At 41.8% G+C, this 19,401-nt stretch carries 16 protein-coding genes; all 16 read left to right on the forward strand.

Annotated features, from left to right (window positions below; genetic code table 11):
• The first annotated feature begins 461 nt into the window (after positions 1 to 461).
• The 16 genes from L7A31_RS00005 to L7A31_RS00080 all read left to right on the forward strand — a co-directional run bounded on the left by L7A31_RS00005 (position 462) and on the right by L7A31_RS00080 (position 19,401).
• Complete coding sequence (locus tag L7A31_RS00005) at positions 462 to 1,679, forward strand: ParA family protein (protein ID WP_237359423.1); 1,218 nt, start codon at positions 462 to 464, stop codon at positions 1,677 to 1,679.
• A gap of 8 nt (positions 1,680 to 1,687) precedes the next feature.
• Positions 1,688 to 2,659, forward strand: a complete 972-nt coding sequence (locus tag L7A31_RS00010; RefSeq protein ID WP_237359424.1) for a ParB/RepB/Spo0J family partition protein — start codon at positions 1,688 to 1,690, stop codon at positions 2,657 to 2,659.
• Positions 2,660 to 2,745: 86 nt separating this feature from the next.
• Positions 2,746 to 4,767 (forward strand): tRNA(Met) cytidine acetyltransferase TmcA domain-containing protein, encoded by a 2,022-nt coding sequence (locus tag L7A31_RS00015; protein ID WP_237359425.1) that lies wholly within the window; start codon positions 2,746 to 2,748, stop codon positions 4,765 to 4,767.
• Positions 4,768 to 5,113: 346 nt separating this feature from the next.
• Complete coding sequence (locus L7A31_RS00020; protein WP_237359426.1) at positions 5,114 to 5,380, forward strand: STAS domain-containing protein; 267 nt, start codon at positions 5,114 to 5,116, stop codon at positions 5,378 to 5,380.
• A gap of 22 nt (positions 5,381 to 5,402) precedes the next feature.
• The gene (locus tag L7A31_RS00025) at positions 5,403 to 5,762 is read left to right on the forward strand and encodes a response regulator (RefSeq protein WP_237359427.1); all 360 of its coding nucleotides are present in this window, start codon (positions 5,403 to 5,405) and stop codon (positions 5,760 to 5,762) included.
• Between the two features lie 49 nt (positions 5,763 to 5,811).
• Positions 5,812 to 7,953 carry a chemotaxis protein CheA gene (locus L7A31_RS00030; protein ID WP_237359428.1) on the forward strand — a complete coding sequence of 714 codons (2,142 nt, stop codon included), beginning with the start codon at positions 5,812 to 5,814 and terminating at the stop codon, positions 7,951 to 7,953.
• An 8-nt stretch (positions 7,954 to 7,961) separates the two neighbouring features.
• On the forward strand, positions 7,962 to 8,486 hold the full coding sequence (locus L7A31_RS00035; protein WP_435532867.1) for a chemotaxis protein CheW: 525 nt from the start codon (positions 7,962 to 7,964) through the stop codon (positions 8,484 to 8,486).
• A 5-nt stretch (positions 8,487 to 8,491) separates the two neighbouring features.
• Entirely contained in the window at positions 8,492 to 8,956 is a 465-nt protein-coding gene (locus L7A31_RS00040; RefSeq protein WP_237359429.1) for a chemotaxis protein CheW, read from the forward strand.
• Between the two features lie 40 nt (positions 8,957 to 8,996).
• Complete coding sequence (gene aer2, locus L7A31_RS00045) at positions 8,997 to 11,768, forward strand: aerotaxis transducer Aer2 (RefSeq protein ID WP_435532878.1); 2,772 nt, start codon at positions 8,997 to 8,999, stop codon at positions 11,766 to 11,768.
• A gap of 17 nt (positions 11,769 to 11,785) precedes the next feature.
• Positions 11,786 to 12,616 carry a CheR family methyltransferase gene (locus tag L7A31_RS00050; protein WP_435532879.1) on the forward strand — a complete coding sequence of 277 codons (831 nt, stop codon included), beginning with the start codon at positions 11,786 to 11,788 and terminating at the stop codon, positions 12,614 to 12,616.
• A 7-nt stretch (positions 12,617 to 12,623) separates the two neighbouring features.
• Positions 12,624 to 13,271 (forward strand): chemotaxis protein CheD, encoded by a 648-nt coding sequence (locus L7A31_RS00055; protein ID WP_237359431.1) that lies wholly within the window; start codon positions 12,624 to 12,626, stop codon positions 13,269 to 13,271.
• Complete coding sequence (locus L7A31_RS00060; RefSeq protein ID WP_237359432.1) at positions 13,271 to 14,314, forward strand: protein-glutamate methylesterase/protein-glutamine glutaminase; 1,044 nt, start codon at positions 13,271 to 13,273, stop codon at positions 14,312 to 14,314. The genes L7A31_RS00055 and L7A31_RS00060 overlap by 1 nt, the downstream gene beginning before the upstream one ends.
• 34 nt (positions 14,315 to 14,348) lie before the next feature.
• Positions 14,349 to 15,512: a methyl-accepting chemotaxis protein gene (locus tag L7A31_RS00065; RefSeq protein WP_237359433.1), complete on the forward strand. Its 1,164-nt coding sequence runs from the start codon at positions 14,349 to 14,351 to the stop codon at positions 15,510 to 15,512.
• 15 nt (positions 15,513 to 15,527) lie between these two features.
• Complete coding sequence (locus L7A31_RS00070) at positions 15,528 to 15,827, forward strand: STAS domain-containing protein (protein WP_237359434.1); 300 nt, start codon at positions 15,528 to 15,530, stop codon at positions 15,825 to 15,827.
• A 14-nt stretch (positions 15,828 to 15,841) separates the two neighbouring features.
• Positions 15,842 to 17,536 carry an ATP-binding SpoIIE family protein phosphatase gene (locus tag L7A31_RS00075; protein WP_237359435.1) on the forward strand — a complete coding sequence of 565 codons (1,695 nt, stop codon included), beginning with the start codon at positions 15,842 to 15,844 and terminating at the stop codon, positions 17,534 to 17,536.
• A gap of 185 nt (positions 17,537 to 17,721) precedes the next feature.
• Positions 17,722 to 19,401, forward strand: a complete 1,680-nt coding sequence (locus L7A31_RS00080; RefSeq protein WP_237359436.1) for a flagellar assembly protein A — start codon at positions 17,722 to 17,724, stop codon at positions 19,399 to 19,401.

The following is a 19,401-nucleotide window of genomic DNA, read 5'->3' on the forward strand; positions in this document are numbered from 1 at the left end:
GTTGGAATCCTGATCCACAATCTTTCTTGATCATTCTTCCATAGCTTCATAACCTTTTCGAAAGCATGATCAAGCTAATTCCATGATCATGCTTTCAGACAATGCTGCTCTACCACGCTAATTAATGTCGTAGGTAATAGCATTGAGAAACAGATATGGAAATTGCCGCCTTTCTAAGTCGAAGTAACAGCTCCCGTAAATTATGGCCATATTCTAATCGTTCCGGCACTTCACATAGTTTACATTGTAAATAAGTGATGCTGTAACAATTTAAAAATCTGCTAGTTTTTGACTAATTCTCCTGTTGAAATCGTCATGCTCTAAGTCACAATTTGAATAAAAAGACGTGAATAGCTCATAAAGTGCTCTTTATTAATATTAGATATCCGTACAGCTATTTGTTGATTATGGTTGATTATGCTGTACAATTAAGTCTGCATCATTAACAACGGATTTTGGCAATGAAGAGAGAACAGACTATTCAAAATCTCTATCAACTCGCTGAGCAGACTCAACAAGTTCAGGCTGATAGGATTGAAATTGTTTTAGAAGAACGTAGTGACGATCACTTTCCCGCGATGTCAAAAGCATTGATGGAAACTCGTTCTGGTCTCACTCGAAGAAAGCTTGATGAAGCGATCGGAAAACTTGAATCGAAAGGGCATCAATTTACCAAGAATAACGCCAATCATTACTCTATATCCTTAACAGAAGCTCATATGATTATGGAAGCCGCAGGCGTTCCAAAATTTTATGAACGTAAAAAGAATGGCGGTAATAAGCCTTGGATTATTAACGTTCAAAACCAGAAGGGTGGTACTGGCAAATCGATGACCGCTGTACACCTTGCTGCATGTATGGCTTTAAATTTGGACAAACGCTATAGAATTTGTCTAATCGACCTCGATCCCCAGGGCTCCCTACGATTGTTTTTGAACCCACAAATCAGTGTTACCGAGCATGAAAATATATACTCTGCTGTAGATGTCATGCTTGATAATCTACCTGAAGAGGTCACTGTCGATAAAGAGTTTTTACATAAGAACGTATTGTTGCCGACCCAATATCCTAACCTAAAGACGGTATCTGCATTCCCTGAAGACGCAATGTTCAACGCTGAGGCTTGGCAACATTTATCTCAAGATCAATCATTGGATATTGTTAAGTTATTAAAAGAAAAGCTTATCGATAAGATTTCTGGCGACTTTGATGTCATCATGATTGATACCGGACCACACGTAGACCCACTAGTGTGGAATGCTATGTATGCGTCAAATGCTTTGTTAATACCCTGTGCGGCTAAACGTCTCGATTGGGCTTCGACAGTTAACTTTTTTCAACACTTACCTACCGTTTATGAAATGTTTCCAGACGACTGGAAAGGACTCGAGTTTGTAAGGTTGATGCCGACAATGTTCGAAGATGACAACAAGAAGCAAGTGTCTGTATTAACTGAAATGAATTATTTGTTAGGTGATCAAGTTATGATGGCAACGATTCCTCGAAGTCGAGCATTTGAAACTTGTGCAGATACCTACAGCACGGTATTCGATCTCACGACTAGTGATTTCGAAGGAGGAAAGAAAACTTTGGCGACGGCTCAAGACGCGGTACAAAAAAGTGCACTAGAGTTAGAGCGTGTTCTTCATAGCAATTGGCTGTCACTAAACAAAGGGTAATAAGTTAAATGACAATTAAAACGTCTGAATTGAACGCAAAGTTATTTGGTAAAGCGAACAAGCGTCGCGCAACTACACCCCAAGAAGCCAGAAGTGCAGTAAAGGCACAGACACAGGTCATCGAGCTTGATGTCGCTGGCGAGCAGACTGTGTCTTTTGAGTTGTTCCGAATACCTGCAAACAAGATTGAAGAGCAGACCGTTGTATTTTCTCAAAATGCGCGTGAGCAATCTTTTCTTAACGAGCACGCATTGTCTGATGTATTGGTGACTCTTAAAGAAAGAGGGCAACAATATCCGGCGGTAGGACGTAAAACTAGCGATGGAAAGATTGAAGTCTTAGATGGTAGCCGCCGTCGAATGTCTTGTATTATCGCTGAGCAGGACTTTCTTGTTTACGTTGCCGACAATATCAATACTCACCATGCTAAGTTTTTGTCTGATGTTGCAAATGCTCACAAGCCTTTGTCTCTATACGAGAAAGGTAAAGAAATGCAGGCTAAGTTGGACAGTGGCGAAGCAGAAGATCAAAAAGCATTAGCTAAGATGTTCCAATGTAGTGAAGCTCTAGTGAGTGGTGCGCTTAAAGCTGCGTCTTTGCCTTTGCCTTTGTTACAAGCGTATCCCAATGTTGGCGATTTAGGCCGTCCGACTATTGTTAAACTGCATAAGCAATTCAATGAGCTTACCAACGCAAATCAAGCCAAATTGCTTGAGAAGTGCCAGTCGGAAAAAGGCGCAGTTTGGCAACGTAGCTCAACTCAAGGAGTCGCAAGGCTTACTAAAGAAGTCTCTGAATCTATTGAATCTTGGATTCAGCAGCTTGCGCCGAAGAAAAGTGCAGCGAGTAGCAAAGTTGATTTTATAAAAGGTCGTGCGAGTTACAGTCGCAGTGGTGCAAACTTATCACTGAACCTTAAAAAGGTCGACGATGAAATGATGCAAGAGATACTGTCTTTTATCGAAGAAAAGCTACAGTAAACTCGTTGGTAAAAATATAAAGCCGCATTTCGCGGCTTTTTTTAGGTTGTGATAAAATTGCTAAATGACTCTTTGAGCGATCACTCATGAATAACATCAAATCTTTTCTTTCCAAACTTAGCATGTCTCTTATCCAAACCAATCAGCGATACGGCCTAACGTTATCGGGGTCGGAGGTTTGGAAAGGCGACACTATCGACCTGCTAATTCAGTTAATTAAATCTAGCCACTCATCTCGCGTGATTCAGCTCGGTGGCCCTGAATTGAAATCTATCGATCATCATGTGCATTACAAGAAAGGTGCTCAGTTACTAGGACAAGAGTGCTCGCTACTAGTCTGTGATTTTGAATCTGGGTTTGACGCAAATAGTTTCAATAGTGCATTGGGCGCTTTGGTTGGAGGAGGGATACTCATTATTTTGTCTTCTCCAACATCAAGCGGTGATTTAGCAATTAAGTGGTTACAAAGTCATTTAAATATGCTGTTACGCATAGAAGAAAATGAGGCTCTACCTAAGTTACCTGTTTTTGAATCGCACCGCTCAGCGAATCTTTATCTTCAGCAAAACGAAGCCGTTAACAATGTAATCAAAGTTGTCGAAGGACATAGGAAAAGGCCGCTATTGTTAACGGCGGACCGAGGGCGTGGCAAAAGCAGCGCATTGGGGATTGCAGCGGCAGAGTTGATGCAAAAAAGAAATATACGCATTGCAGTAACTGCCCCTAGCGTAAAATCTGTTGCTCCTGTTTTCCAACATGCTGCACGTTTGTTGAATGTACAAAGCCAGAAGAACTATGAACTGGAGTATGAACGCTCACAGTTAATATTTGCTTCTCCGGATGATGTGGTAAAAGGGTATGTTTCATGTGACGTTTTGTTTGTGGACGAAGCATCGGCGATTCCTATCAGCATGCTTAAAAAAATGGTGAATCAATATAGCCGTCTAGTTTTGTCTACGACAATTCACGGCTATGAAGGCTGTGGTAGGGGGTTCACATTAAAGTTTGTGGAGTGGCTAAAACAAAGTAGACCTAATTATCGAGCTAAGCACTTAACTCAACCTATTCGGTGGGGAGAAAATGATTGGCTAGAATCTTGGCAATACAAGGCGTTTTTGTTGGATTCAGATGAAGTGGATACTAAACCTGTTTGTTTAGATACGATGCAAATATCTCAAGTAGATAAGTCAAAGCTGTTGCAGGAACCAGATTCTTTGCGTTCGTATTTTGCTTTATTGGTTAGTGCTCATTATCAGACATCTCCAAACGACTTATTCACATTGCTTTCCGATCCCGCGATTAAGTTATTTGTCGCCGAATGTCAGGGGAAACCTATAGCTTGCATGTTAGGAGTAGAGGAGGGTGGTTTAAGTGAAAAGGATGTGGAGCAAATTAAAACTGGCTTGCGTCGTCCAAAAGGTCATTTAGTTGCAACATCAATACTCAACTCTTTCGGTATTCAATGTGCCGCCACGCAGAAAAGTTTACGTCTAATGCGAGTTGCCGTTGATCCGAAATGTCAAAGGCAAGGTGTTGCATCTAAGATGCTCGACTATGCAAAACGTCTTGGTGGTTATGATTTTCTTTCAACTAGCTATGGGGCAACATTTGATTTACTGCGTTTTTGGCAGAAGAACGAGTTTCACCTCATTAAAGTGGGCAGTAAGCGAGACACAGCAAGTGGGTGCCATTCTGCTCTAATGGTGTTTTCAACTCGATCTAATTGGTTGAAGAAAGCCAATTTTGCTTTTACTAATTCTCTCACATACAACTTGATGGGCTATTTAAGAAACTTAGAAACAGACATTGCAAAAGAATTGGTGTTTCTGTCGGGTAGCCAAACTGTGTCAAAATTAGAGAAAGAGGTCGTTCACTTATATGTTCAAGGTGGCGCGTCTTTCGAAACCGCTGCAGCTCAAATAAGTTCAATGCTGTTTAGCTTGCCTTACGATCAACTCATCCAAGTTTCGGGCTTGTTGATTTCAAAAGTAGTACAACAACGCAGTTTCCAGTTTTGTGCAGAAACCTATGGCTTCACAGGAAGAAAGCAAATAGAGCTCGCCCTTAAGAGCGAACTTCGTATCATTGAATCTCAGTTTACACTGTAAATTCAACTATTATGTCTTGGCTGAGGTTGTGCCAACTATTTCAACTTTGGTCTATAGTCAAACCTCGAATGAACAGCCTTACCTACTATTTAGAGTTAATTTACACTGTAAATAGTCCAACTTTAGCAACTAACCTCTTCTTTTATCTGTAATTTTACTCTAAATCCACCGTCTAACATAACAAAGTTAATACTTATACGGATTGGAATGCTGATCAAACTCACAATATGCCACTATGTGTATTTACATGAATGGTTCAGCGTTTGCTAATTCTCTATTTCTACCTACACTCACTATTAACGTCAGATAAAAATTTTATTAAAACAACTATAAAAAGGATGGCGACATGGATTGCCTACTTGAAGAGTGCTTGGATATATCAACAGTAATGGACTCAAGCTCCAATTACAAAAAATGGCTTAACCTACCAACTCCAATTCTGATTGATGCATCAAAAGTTGTGCGAGTAGATACTGCTGGCATACAAGCACTTGCGTCACTGTTTGCAACGGCAAGAGCTGCCGATTCCAATATACAACTAATAAACGCTACAGACACTTTACTAGAAGGCATTTCTATATTGGGTTTGAGCGATTTATTTGAAATACATTAGAGAGAAGTTTGAGAGGCTAAAGATGACTAAAATCCTTGCGGTAGATGATTCTGTGTCCATTCGTCAGATGGTAAGTCATACATTAAAAGATGCAGGTTATGACGTAGAGACTGCAAATGATGGACGCGATGCATTAAACAAGGCAAATAAGACACGGTTTGATGTGGTTATATCCGATGTCAATATGCCGAATATGGGTGGGTTTGATTTTGTTCGAGAGATGAGGAACAACCCACAATACAAATTCATACCGATTTTAATGTTGACGACTGAAACCAGTATCGAAAAAAAACAAGAAGGGAAATCGGTTGGTGCTACTGGGTGGTTAGTGAAACCCTTTAACCCAGAAACTTTACTTAAGACGTTAAAGCGAGTCATCTAAAAACTAAATCGCTATACAACGTCGCTTGGCAATGAAATAGGAATTTCTTATGGCTTTAGACATGGAAGAGCTACGCAAGATGTTTTACGAGGAGTGTCGTGAAAACCTTGAGGTACTAGAAGGTGTCCTTTTAAAACTCGATCCCAACGAGGATGATTTAGAGCCAATAAATACAATTTTCCGAGCAGCTCACTCAATAAAGGGTGGAGCGGCGACGTTCAATTTATTCGATATAAGCGAGTTTACTCACTCTGTTGAAGCCTACCTAGATTTAGTCCGTAATGAAGAACTGAGTTTGACTGTTAGTAGTATTGATGTACTGCTACAAAGTGTCGATTGCATTATGAACATGCTTGAAGGACATGAAAGTGGTAAAGAAGTAGACGCTAGCCTAAAAGATTCAGTAAGCAAAAAGCTTCATCAGCTATTAGAAAGTGAACCAGACAAGCCAGACACCCCATCACAAGTAGCTCCGCCAGAAGAAAAACCTGAAAGTACTCAACCAAGTGACACCGAATCCGACGATTGGAAGGTTACTTTTGTTCCTCATCCTGAAATGTTTTTCAGTGGTAATGACCCCTTAAGAATTCTAAGGGAGGTTATTGATCTTGATGAAAGCGTTTCGATTACTTGTAATAGAGACAAATTGCCAGCCATTACCGAGATAGAAGGTGAACTCAGTTACCTTAGCTGGCAGGCGACTTTGTCGGGCTCGATTGAAGAAGAGCAAATACGCGAAATTTTTGAGTGGGTCGAGGATGAGTGTGACTTACATATAGAGCGAATTAAAACTCATGACGCAATACTAGAAACAGAGTCTCAATCTAACAAATCCGTCGATATACCGGATAACGGTAATACAGCGACGGCTGAAGTCACACAAGACGCTTCTAAGCAAGCAGCGACAGAGAAAGGTACTGAGAGAAAAACACCGAAAAATGAAGTGGCAGATTCAAACACTAAGGTGGCTAAGTCCGAGCCTAGTGTGAGTTCGATACGAGTCGATATTGATAAGGTTGACGGTCTAATTAACCTCGTTGGTGAATTAGTAATAACGCAGTCCATGCTCGCCGAAATTGGCAATGACTTTACTATCGATAAGCTTGAAAAACTGAAGGCTGGTTTAGACCAACTTTTGCAAAATAGTAAAGACCTGCAAGAAAATGTGCTCAATATTCGAATGTTGCCGATGAGTTTTGCGTTCAGCCGCTTCCCTAGGCTGGTTCGAGATTTATGCGGACGACTCGAAAAGCAAGTCGACCTGCAAATAAAAGGTGAAAACACCGAATTAGACAAAACAGTGTTGGAAAGAATCGTTGATCCGCTTGTTCACTTAGTGCGAAACGGAATCGACCATGGTATCGAAGTGCCACAAGTACGCCTCGAGAACGGGAAGCCCGAACTAGGAACGATTGAGTTAAACGCATTTCATCAAGGTGGATCAATAATCATCGAGATAATCGATGATGGAGCTGGCATTAACTGCGACAAGTTGTGGGAAAAGGCTTTAGAAAAGGGGGTTGTTCCGTCTGATGCACGCCGTGAAGAAATGTCAGATAAGCAGGTCCTAAATTTAATATTCGCTCCTGGGTTTTCTACGGCAGAAGAGGTTTCAGATATTTCCGGCCGTGGCGTTGGAATGGATGTAGTGAAACGAAACATTGAAGAGTTGGGTGGACACATTGAAGTGGAATCCGAGCTCAATGTAGGTAGTCGCTTCACAATCAGTCTGCCTCTAACGCTCGCTATTTTAGATGGTCAATTAGTCAAAGTGGGAGGGGAGGTTTACGTTATTCCTCTTTTAACCATTGTTGAGTCCATCCAAATTGATATGGACTGCGTGAAATATGCTTCTGGTGGTGTGGAGTTATATCGATTAAGAGAAGAGAACATACCGATACTTCGTTTACAAGATGAGCTGAAAATGGGTGATAGTGGCCCATTGGATGAGCGTATTTTGTGCTTCGTGGAGGCTGCTGGGAATCGGGTAGGTCTACTGCTTGACGAGTTACTCGATCAGCAACAGGTCGTTATCAAAAGTCTGGAGTCTAACTACAGCAAGGTGCCTGGTATCTCAGGAGCAACCATTCTAGGCGATGGTTCTGTATCTCTGATTCTTGATATTCAGGGGCTTATTACTAGTTTTTTGAGTCGTAACTCTGAGACTGGCCGCAACGGTAGAGCTGCTTAGGAGGGCGCATGGAAACTGAACAGGAACAAGCAAAAAGAGAACAAGTCGCTCAAGCAATCGTGGGTATGGTCGATTCAGAAGTAAGTGAAAGTGCGGATTTCTTAAGTTTTGAGTTGGCCAATGAACTTTATGGCGTACAGATCAAAGATGTTGAGGAAATTCGAGTATGGGAACAACCCACCCCTATTCCTCATTCACCAGATTACGTAAAAGGTGTGATTAATCTAAGAGGCATGATTGTCCCTGTTGTCGACCTACGAAGCCGTTTCGATATCGGTGAATGCCACTATTTACCTACTACTGTCGTACTGGTTTTACGACACCGCGCTGGAGATAGCGAACGTTTGATGGGACTCGTTGTCGATGCGGTGAGTGATGTGATTAGCCAAGGTGCCAATGAGCTAGCGCCTGCAGTTGGAGACTCGCACATCACGCCCTATTTGCATGGAGTGTTGAATGTGGGCGACCAAGTGATGTCTCTTCTTGAAACAGAAGAGCTACTCAACATAGAACGGATTCTAAAGGCAGGTTAATAGCTATGGCGACACAAGAGTTCTTAAGTTTTATTTTGGACGAAGAAGAATACGGTGTACCTATTCTGGATGTGCGTGAAGTGCGTGGGTGGAGCGAAGTTCGAGAAGTTCCTAATTCGCCGCAATATCTATTAGGTGTGCTGGAAATTAGAGGTGAATACATACCCATTGTTGACTTGCGAATGCGTTTTAATTTAGCGCCCGCAACAATAGGAGCAACGACGGTAGTGATAGTCCTGAATGATGCAGAGAATCATCCATTAGGCATTATCGTTGATGGTGTATCAGAGGTGTACAATTTATCCATTGAAGAGATAAAGCCAGCACCTCATATGTCGGTGACGGTCGACGAAAGCTATATCAAAGGGATAGCTTCTGTTGAAAGTGGCCATTTAATTTTGATTAACTTGGAGGCTCTATTTGATGTTCAGGAGCTAAACAAGACGTCAGTGGAAGAAGTGACAGCTTGAGGGAATATTCATGGCATTTTGGAATAAACGCAAAGAACCAATGAGTCAATTTGTAGCATCTGCGCAAGACTCGCTAATGGAAGATTATAAAGAGAAAGAAGAAGGGGTGTCTAAGGAGCAGCTTTTATCTGCGCTAAATGCAGCCCAAACAGCACTTATGATGATAGATAGAGATTTTAAGATCACCTATCTAAATCAACAATCTTTAGATCTACTCAAAACACATCAATCTTTATTTCAATCGATTTGGCCAGAATTCCGAGCTGATGAAGAGTATCTCATCGGGTATTGTATCGATGGATTCCATGCCAATCCACAGCACCAGCGGAGTATGTTAGCGAACCCAAGCAATTTGCCTTATACCACCACTATTGAAGTAAAAGGCGTAAAAATTGAGCTTAATGTTGGTGCGATAATTAATTCATCTGGTGAATATGTTGGCAACACACTTGAGTGGGCTGATGTTACCCAGCTTCGAGAAAGAGAAAATGATGTCGCACGACTGCAAGCAGCAGTGGATCAAGCACAAACCGCAATGGTAATGATCGATCGGGATTTCAATATTACTTATGCAAATGAACAAACTCTTTCGTTATTTTCTAAGCATGAATCAAAATTTAGGCAAGTATGGCCGGGCTTCATCGCTTCAGAAGAGTGGTTAATGGGTAGATGTATTGATGAGTTTCATAAGAACCCGGCACATCAGAGGCAGCTTTTAAGCACTCCAGCTAATTTGCCTTACAGCACTGACATTGAAATAGCTGATCTAAAAATAGAGTTAAACGTCGCCGCTATCGTGGATCTTGAGGGTAACTATATAGGCAATACCTTGGAGTGGGCTGATGTTACTGAAGAAAGAGAACAGCAAAACAATGTAGCACGTTTGCAAGGAGCTATTGATCAGGCCCAAACTGCTATGGTGATGATCGATCGTGACTTCAACATCACTTACGCAAACCAAGAAACCGTCGATTTGTTTAAGAAGCATGAAGGAACACTTCGTTCAGTATGGCCTGGGTTTGTAGCATCAGAAGAGTGGTTAATGGGGCGATGCATTGATGAGTTCCACCGTAACCCTTCTCATCAGCGCAAGCTTTTAGCAGACCCTTCCAACCTACCATACAGCACAGACATTAATATTGCAGACATTATCATTGAGTTAAATGTAGCTGCGATTTTAGATGCCCAAGGACAATATATCGGCAATACCCTTGAGTGGAGAGATGTCACCGAGGTTCGAGCAAGAGAAACTGAAGTAGGACGTTTGGCTTCAGCGGTTGAAGGTATGACAACTAACTTAATGATGGCAGACAAAAATGGAGTCATTCAGTACTTGAACCCGTCTTTGCTCACTTTGCTTAAGTCCAGAGAAAGTGATTTACGTAAAGTTATACCAAGCTTTGATGCAAGTGCTTTGGTTGGTCAAAGCATGGATATTTTCCACAAGAACCCGAGCCATCAACAGAGCATTATCAATAATCCCGATAGGCTCCCCTTCTCAGCAGACATTAAGGTTGCAGGGTTGGAGTTTAACTTAACCTGTATTGCAATGCATGATGCTAACGGTGTGTACATTGGCCCAGCTTTACAGTGGGAAGATATTACTGAGCAGCGTGATGGACAACGACAAGTTGAATCTTTGATACAAAAGGCAATTGCTGGCGACCTAGAAGAGCGTATCGACACCACAGTATACAGTGGCTTCATGAAAGAGTTAGGCGATGGTATTAACAGCCTATTGGATACACTAGTAGATCCGTTAGGACAATGTATTGATGTAATGAGTCAAGTGGCCAATGGTGACTTGAACAATACTATGTCGGACACTAACCAAGGTGAATTTGGCCGCTTGGCAGACGCAGTCAATACCTCGATCACCAATATTCGCGACATGGTAGAGAAGATAACTACGTCTTCTGCGCGTGTAGCGACGGCCTCTACCGAAATTGCCGATGGAAACAACGATCTGAGTCAACGGGTAGAATCACAAGCATCGAACCTTGAAGAAACTGCAGCGAGCATGGAGGAGATGACTGCCACTGTTAAGCAGAATGCTGATAACGCCAAAGGGGCCAATGAGCTTGCTGATGATGCAGCGCAAAAAGCGGGCAAGGGTGGCGAAGTTGTTGGGCAAGCAGTTTCTGCCATGTCTGAAATTAACTCTGCAAGTAAAAAAATCTCAGACATTATTGGTGTGATTGACGAAATAGCTTTCCAAACCAACTTACTTGCGTTGAACGCAGCGGTTGAGGCTGCAAGAGCCGGAGAGCAAGGAAGAGGGTTTGCCGTAGTTGCAGGAGAGGTACGTAACCTTGCTCAACGAAGTGCAGCGGCAGCGAAGGAGATTAAAGGGTTAATCAAAGACAGTGTTGAGAAAGTGGATGAAGGCTCACGCTTAGTCGATGAATCTGGAGAGACACTCAATGAAATTGTTGAGGCTGTAGGCAAGGTGACTCAGCTCGTATCGCAAATTGCCGCATCTAGCGTTGAACAATCAACAGGTATTGATGAAATAAATCGCGCGATTTCGACCATGGATGAGATGACCCAGCAGAACGCATCGTTAGTTGAAGAAACATCAGCTGCAAGTCAATCGCTTAAAGACGAAGGTAAACAGCTATTGAAGCTTATGAGCTTCTTTAACGACGACAGTAATGTGACTACTTTCGAGCCGACAAGGGCGGCAGCGTCAAGTAGTCAAGCTCCAAAGCGTCGACGAGAAAACAAAAAAGTGAGCCCTATTCACAGTGTTAAGGTTGCAAATTCGAACTTAAATGTGAGCGAGGATAGTGACGAATGGGAAGAGTTCTAACGCGAGAAACCGATCCAATGGATGCCTCAGAGCAGTCAGAATTTGAGCTAACCGCAAAGGATTTTAAATATATCCAGTGGTTTATGCATAAATCGGTTGGTATTTACTTGGGTGATCGCAAACGCGCCATGGTGTATGGGCGCGTTAGCCGGCAACTTCGAAGGTTAGGACTCAAGCGCTTCAAAGAATATCGAGAGCTGATAGAAAGTGATGATAACGAGCGTGTGCACTTTATAAATAGTTTAACAACGAATAAAACGGACTTTTTCCGTGAATACCATCACTTTGAGTTTATAGAGAGGGTTTTAAAGCAGGAATGGCAGGAAAGAGGAGAGCAATCATTAAAGATATGGTCCGCTGGGTGTTCGACTGGACAGGAGCCTTATAGTTTAATCTCTTCACTTTATGTTTCGGGTATTCTCGAGTGGAGTGAGAGCTTGTCCATACTTGCAAGCGACCTCGACACTATGGTGTTAGAGAAAGCCAAAGCAGGAATTTATGACGATGAATCAATCAGTACTATTCCTGATGCTTATCTAAAAAAGTGCTTTGTTAAAGGAAAAAAACAGCAAGACGGAATGATTAAAATCAAAAAGGGATTACAACAATTTATTGATTTTAAACAAATTAACTTACTTGATGATTGGCCTATGGATGGGCAGTTTGACCTAATTTCTTGTAGAAATGTGATGATTTATTTTGATAGACCAACACAAGAGCAACTAATTAGGCGCTTTTACGAATATTTGAAGCCAAACGGGATACTGTTTCTAGGGCATTCTGAGAGTGTCGGTGGGTGTTCAGATATATTCCATCATTTAGGCCATACCATCTATGTAAAACAGTGAGGTTGAAATGGCAGCGATGGGAAATACAAAGCTTGAGCATGATGAAACATATATTAATCGCTTCTATCATCCACAAAAGCAGAAGCACTTGGTGAAAGTCATGCCGGGTGGCGTTTATTGGTCTAGAGATGAAGAAGAAATTATTTGTACTGGATTGGGCTCTTGTGTTGCGGCATGTATCTGGGACCCTGAGCAACATATCGGTGGATTGAATCACTTTTTGCTGCCATTTGATAACAATAATCAGCTACGACATTGGCATCCTGATGAAGTTGTTTCAACAGCATCCCGTTATGGAAGTTACGCAATGGAGATGCTTATTAACAGTTTGGTTTCGCATGGAGCATCTAGAGACAACTTAAAAGTTAAGCTATTTGGTGGAGCCAAAATGATGGGCCACATTTCGATGGTTGGACAGAAAAATATTGAGTTTGTTAGGTGCTATGTTGAGCAAGAAGCTCTGAACGTCATTGCAGAAGATTTAGGTGGTGATACACCAAGAAAAGTGATGTTTGAGCCTACAACAGGCCGTGTTTGGATTAAGAAACTTCCGTTCAACGAAGTTAATAAAATTCATAAAGAAGAAGAAAAATACGCAAGTCAATTGGATAAAGAAAGCCATAGAAATCATGATGATGATGCGGAGTTGTTTTAATGACAAATAAGTCCAAAGTATTGGTAGTTGATGACTCCCCCGTTTTTCGGGCCTTGTTGTGCCAATTAATTAACAGTGATCCGCTATTGGAAGTTGTCGCTGAAGCTGCAGATCCCTATGAAGCGAGAGATCTTATCAAGCAGCATAATCCAGATGTATTAACCCTAGATATTGAGATGCCTAAAATGAATGGGGTGCAATTTCTAAGGAACTTAATGCGTTTGAGGCCAATGCCAGTGGTGATGATCTCTACCTTAACCCAACATGGCGCGGAGGCGACTTTAGAAGCACTGGAATTAGGAGCTGTGGACTACTTCCCAAAGCCTGATGTGGAAAATACTGGTGACATGGTCAATTACAAAGACCTCGTCAACGAAAAGATTCGGATGGCAGCTGGTGCCAACATGAACGTTTCCCATTCGTCATCACCCGCAACAAAAGTTTGGGATGAGAAAAAAGTAAGTAAAACCTCTTGTGAGGTGATCGCGATAGGAGCTTCAACTGGCGGAACAGAAGCCATTAGGGATGTATTATCTGCATTCCCTGCAGGTATGCCACCTATTATTATCTCTCAACATATAAGCGCGATGTTCAGCAAATCATTTGCCAATAGGCTCAATGAATGCAGTGCAATTGACGTTAAAGAACTCAGTACCAGTTGCGCGCCTCTCGTTTGTGGGAGTGCCTACGTTGCCCCAGGCGATAAGCATATAACCGTTATTCGAAAAGGTAGTCATTTATATTGCCAGCTGGATGATAGGCCGTTGGTGAATCGGCACAAGCCTTCAGTAGAAGTTATGTTTGATACTGTAGCAGAAACTGTCGGCCAAAAGGCGGTCGGAATTATATTAACGGGAATGGGAAATGATGGTGCTCAAGGCTTACTGAAAATGAAAAACAAAGGCGCACTGACTATTGCACAAGATGAGAAATCTAGCGTGGTTTGGGGAATGCCAAGGGTAGCCGTTGAAGTAGGAGCTGCGGAGAAAGTTGTGGACTTGAAAAAGATCCCCAATCTTGTTTGCGAATATTTATTTAAGTGATTCAGTTTTCTGAGTCCATGTCAGAGACAGCGCTATGGAAAGATTATTTAGAATAAGGAAGTTCCAGTATTTCTTGGCAGTGATATTACAGGTTATTTTGCTTGCTATTAGCCTTTTTTTCGCATCCAGCTTATGGCAGCTAGTTTTAGTTGTTTGTATTGCAGCTATTCCATGGGTTCTGCTTTCTAGCCAACCTAAAGCTGATTTACCAGAGAAAGAAGAAGAGTCCAGAAAGCAAGCAAACCTTACTAAGTCTTTAAAAGAAATAAAAAATATCTTGTCAGATGTTCATCCTCAAATATCGGATCCTCTTGCTCGCCAACACACAGTAATCGATGAGTCAGTTGAAACGCTGAATAATTCCTTTTTTACCTTGCAGAAAGTTGCTGAAGAGCAAAATCAAATTTCTAACCTTTTGGTGGATAACCTGCTAGGAAATCAAGACAGTGAATACAGTTTGACAAAGGTTTTGCCTCGAACTGAAGAGATTATCGATGAATATGTACAAAGGTTAATCGACGTCTCTGAAAAAAGTATTTCAGCAGTGCATAGTATCCATGATATGTCCGATAAGCTCGGCGTTATATTTAAGCTGCTCAATCAAGTCAGAGGCTTATCCGAGCAAACTAACTTATTGGCCTTAAATGCGGCTATTGAAGCCGCTAGAGCAGGTGAGGCTGGTCGTGGGTTTGCTGTTGTGGCTCAAGAAGTTCGTAACCTATCGATCAAAGCCGATGAGTTAAACAACCAAATTCAAGAAGAGATTGGTATCGCGCAAACAACCGTTGAACAGGCAAATGAAACGGTTGGGATTATGGCAACAATTGATATGACAGAAGCTATCGAGTCCAAGGAAAAAGTGGATGAAATGTTGCGTGGAGTTCATCAGGTAAATATTGGGATAGAGCAGGAAATTCAAAAAATACATCAATTAGGCTCAGAGCTTCATCAACATGTGGACAATGGTATTCGTGCTTTGCAGTTTGCTGATATTGTTGTTCAGCAAGGTGATTATGCTAAAACTTCAATTGTTTATGTAGAAGATCTCGCCCAAATTGTTGCTCGTTATACCAATCACGAAATTGATGAAGAAACACTACTGTCTCAATTAACGCAAATAATCGAGAAGGTGAACGACCGAGGAGATCCTGCGGCAAATCAAGTGAGCATTGAAGAAGGTGAAGTAGAACTGTTTTAGGGAGTATAACAATTCATGACAGTTGAAACGAATATAGATCAAAACTCGAAACGTGTGACGATTTCAATTGAGGGTGCGTTTGGTTTTAATTTGGTACAAGAGTTTCGTCGCGCGTATTTAGATCGAAAAGAATTTCAGTTTGTAATCGATCTCAGGAAAGTTGACTACATAGATAGTGCTGGCCTTGGCATGCTTCTAAACATGCAAAATTACTTGGGTCAAGGTGACAAGGCTATTGCAATTACCAATACACTACCGCAAGTGAAAAAGATCTTATTAATTTCGAGGTTTGATAAGAAGTTCAGTATTGATTGATCGAGGGGCTGTCTATGCGAGTAATGATCGTTGATGATCATGAAACGAATAGAGAATTATGTCGTTACATGTTGGCTAATGTTGCAGAAGCAATTGACACTTTTGAAGACGGTGAACATGTTGTCAATGCGATGAAAGAAATGGCAGTGCTACCAGATGTGATATTGCTAGATGTCATGATGCCTGTGAAAAATGGCTTTGAGACAGCTGCCGAGATCAGAAACGCTTTTCCCGACAACCATATTCCAATTATTTTCTTAACCGTATTAGATGATCACGACTCTTTTGAGCGCAGTTTAGCATTAGGTGATGATTTTATATTAAAGCCTGTGGAAAGGAGTGTATTGGTTGCCAAAGTACAGGCTCATCACCGCATTGTTAAAATGCACAAAGAGGTGATAAATCAGCGCGATGAACTACAACACTTTCACGAGCATGTAAAATATGACTACGCAATCGCGGAGTCCATTTTTACCAATCTAATGGACGAGATGAGTTCTCAAGTCAATCATATATATGGCCTGAACTACATCTCCACTCCGTCCACCATTTTCAATGGTGATTTGATTGTCGTTGCCAATCGTCCGCACGGTGGTGTTTACGTTATGATTGCAGATGCAACAGGCCATGGTTTGCCTGCTGCGATTTCCGCAATTCCTGCGACGAGAGCGTTTTTCTCTATGGCTGCTAAGGGGATGTCACTGGGAGAAATTGTCACGGAGATTAACAATTCATTGGTGAAATTTTTGCCGTTAGGGATGATGCTTGCGGCAAGTGTATTTGAAGTTAGAGCAAATGGTTTTGAAGTTTCTTGGTGGGGTGGTGGGCTACCAGATGCTTATGTACTCGGTGCTGATGGTAAAATAATTCGCAGGTTGGAATCGAATCATATGCCGCTTGGCGTATTGAAAGAGCACGAGTTTGAGACCAATTTAGTGCACTTAAAGCTTGAGCCTAACCAGCAGATTATTAGTTATACAGATGGAATTACAGAAGCTTCCAACCAAGAAGGAGAACAGTTTGGTTCTGAACGGTTAGAGAAAGTAATACAAGAGAGCAAAAATATCATCTCTAACCTTTATGACAAGGTACAACAGTTTACCTCTCAAGGGAGAGATGACGATTTATCCATCCTTGCAATGAACTTCCCAATATCTAACGGTGCAGATTTGATAGAACCGATGGAAGGGATAAGTATGCGCTCTTTACCAATAAGAGCTGCACTCAACTTTCCCTGTGAGGTACTTAAGGACGCAGTAGTTATGAATGAAGTGCGTCAGTACTTGATGGGAACCATTCCTGGTGGTGGACACCTTGATTTAATCTGCTCTGTTTTGTCAGAGCTATTTGCCAATGCTATTGAACACGGTCTGTTGTGTTTGGACTCAAAAATAAAAGACGATCCTGATGGGTTCTTTAATTTCTACCTTATCCGCGAACAAAAGCTAAGTGAACTAGAGGATAGTGCATTCCTTGAACTGCGATTAGAGTTTTTGCCTAAGGAGGGGTTGCTCAAAATGGAACTAGAACACAACGGTGAAGGCTTTGATTACGAGAAATTTGATGACGTGAATAGTGAACAAACCTATGGACGTGGTATTGTTCTTGCTACGGAATTGTGTGAATCGTTGCAATATTCTAAGCAAGGGAAGTGTGTTACCGCGGTCTATAATTTTGATGCCACACACCATTTTCCAAGCTCTTTGTAATAAACTACTAAAACAACAAATACTTTCCGTGCAACTCCTGTATGCGCGCTTATAATTTACAGTGTAAAAAATGCAGTTGCCAAATTTTAAACGCCTGGCTAGGGAATTCGAGAAGTAGGTTATTTGGTTAACAGGTTTCAGCGAGTGACTGAACTACCTGTACGTATGCGAGTGATGGATGTTTTATGTGGAATAAGTTCGTTTCAATGTCTGAGGACAGTACATATGTGACGGCAAAGCTGTCTCCAGATATAACTGTTGATAGCAATTTTAGTACTCGAGGGCTAGATGAAGCGCTGGCCGAGTTATCAGCAAACAAGTTTTTTGTACTTGAGGAAGAAGTTAATAAATTCATCAACTGTGCGAAAGAAATGAAAGGAGAGGCATACTCCGGCATTCGAGTCGCCGAAATGCGTGATTCGTCTGTTGAGGTTACGCTCGACGACGAAGAGATGTTGGCTAGTATGCTTGTTACTGGCGCTTATGATGGTAAACCCCTCAATGGTCCAGATATTATTAAAGCGCTGGCTGATGCTCAAGTGACTAAAGGAATTAACAAACTTGCGCTAAAGAAAGTGATGGTAATGAGTGCCAAACTCAAACCGGGTGAAACGTTTACTCAGCCAGTAGCTCAAGGTAAAAGGCCTATTCAAGGCAAAGACGCACGATTTGTTCCACTCGTTGAAGACGTGAGTAAGCGTGTATTGGCCCCGAAAAAGAAAGATGACGTGGGCAATGTGGATATGAAGAACTTGGGTGAAACGATCACTGTTGAAGTGAATCAACCCTTAATGAAGAAAGTTCCAGCCACTCAAGGTACTCCCGGATTAACTGTTCAAGGTAAAGTTATCTATCCCAAGCCCGGTGATGATTCCCCTCTAACTGAAGGTTCTGGATCAGCAATCTCTCCCAAGGACCCAAATATTCTTATCGCCGTAGAGTCTGGATTACCTATACTCAAGCCCAAAACGGTTGATGTTGAAAATGCACTCTGCCTCAAATCAGTTGGCGTAGGTACAGGTCACGTCAAGTTTAAAGGCAATGTAGTTATCAATGGTGATATAGAATCCGATATGGTGGTGCGTGCAACAGGCTCAATTACAGTGGGCGGGTTTATCGAGTCTGCAGATGTACAAGCTAAGGGTGATATCGTTGTAGCAAAAGGTATCATCGGCCACACGGTACCAGAAGGCTCAGAGAAAAGCTGTGTTGTAAAATCTGCGGGAAGTATTAAAGCGAATTATGCACAATACGTAAAGATTCAAGCAGCAGAAAACATCGAGCTGTCCGTGCATTGTATGGGGAACGAGTTAAGTTGTGGTAAAGATCTTAGCGTATCTGATGCTGGTGGAAAGCAAGGAACACTAAGTGGTGGTGTCACCAAAGCTGGTGGCAAGATCTCTTGCGTGAATTTAGGTGTAGAAGGAGATACTCCTACATTGGTGGAAGCTTTCGCTCGCTACGGTAAATTCAAAGACCGTTTATCCAAGCTGAAAGAGAGATATAAGCTTGCCCAAGAAGGGACGATGGAAGTGGTACGCAAAGAGCTTGATTTTAAAAAGCTACCCAAAGAAGAGCGAACTCCAGAAGCTGAGCAAGAGTTAGAAGACTTTAAAGTAAGTGCCAATGAGAAGTTAGAAAAGGCGAAAAATGCTGTAGAAGCGATGGAAGCGGACTTTGAAGAGCAGTTAGAAAACAGCACAATCGAAGCAAAAAACAAGGTTTATACACACGTGACGATTCAATATGCTGAAGAAAAGCTCATCACTAAAAGGGTACATGGCCCAAGTATATTCTCATTCAACAAGTATCAAATAGAGTGTACTTCAAAGCTTGGTAGTGAAGCTATAGAAGGAGACGCTTAG

It is taken from the genome of Vibrio marisflavi CECT 7928 (assembly GCF_921294215.1).
Lineage (GTDB): Bacteria > Pseudomonadota > Gammaproteobacteria > Enterobacterales > Vibrionaceae > Vibrio > Vibrio marisflavi.

Coding starts and splice junctions, on each gene's coding strand:
- L7A31_RS00005 (WP_237359423.1), top strand. CDS start 462: ATGAAGAGAGAACAGACTATTCAAAATCTCTATCAACTCGCTGAGCAG.
- L7A31_RS00010 (WP_237359424.1), top strand. CDS start 1,688: ATGACAATTAAAACGTCTGAATTGAACGCAAAGTTATTTGGTAAAGCG.
- L7A31_RS00015 (WP_237359425.1), top strand. CDS start 2,746: ATGAATAACATCAAATCTTTTCTTTCCAAACTTAGCATGTCTCTTATC.
- L7A31_RS00020 (WP_237359426.1), top strand. CDS start 5,114: ATGGATTGCCTACTTGAAGAGTGCTTGGATATATCAACAGTAATGGAC.
- L7A31_RS00025 (WP_237359427.1), top strand. CDS start 5,403: ATGACTAAAATCCTTGCGGTAGATGATTCTGTGTCCATTCGTCAGATG.
- L7A31_RS00030 (WP_237359428.1), top strand. CDS start 5,812: ATGGCTTTAGACATGGAAGAGCTACGCAAGATGTTTTACGAGGAGTGT.
- L7A31_RS00035 (WP_435532867.1), top strand. CDS start 7,962: ATGGAAACTGAACAGGAACAAGCAAAAAGAGAACAAGTCGCTCAAGCA.
- L7A31_RS00040 (WP_237359429.1), top strand. CDS start 8,492: ATGGCGACACAAGAGTTCTTAAGTTTTATTTTGGACGAAGAAGAATAC.
- aer2 (WP_435532878.1), top strand. CDS start 8,997: ATGAGTCAATTTGTAGCATCTGCGCAAGACTCGCTAATGGAAGATTAT.
- L7A31_RS00050 (WP_435532879.1), top strand. CDS start 11,786: ATGGATGCCTCAGAGCAGTCAGAATTTGAGCTAACCGCAAAGGATTTT.
- L7A31_RS00055 (WP_237359431.1), top strand. CDS start 12,624: ATGGCAGCGATGGGAAATACAAAGCTTGAGCATGATGAAACATATATT.
- L7A31_RS00060 (WP_237359432.1), top strand. CDS start 13,271: ATGACAAATAAGTCCAAAGTATTGGTAGTTGATGACTCCCCCGTTTTT.
- L7A31_RS00065 (WP_237359433.1), top strand. CDS start 14,349: ATGGAAAGATTATTTAGAATAAGGAAGTTCCAGTATTTCTTGGCAGTG.
- L7A31_RS00070 (WP_237359434.1), top strand. CDS start 15,528: ATGACAGTTGAAACGAATATAGATCAAAACTCGAAACGTGTGACGATT.
- L7A31_RS00075 (WP_237359435.1), top strand. CDS start 15,842: ATGCGAGTAATGATCGTTGATGATCATGAAACGAATAGAGAATTATGT.
- L7A31_RS00080 (WP_237359436.1), top strand. CDS start 17,722: ATGTGGAATAAGTTCGTTTCAATGTCTGAGGACAGTACATATGTGACG.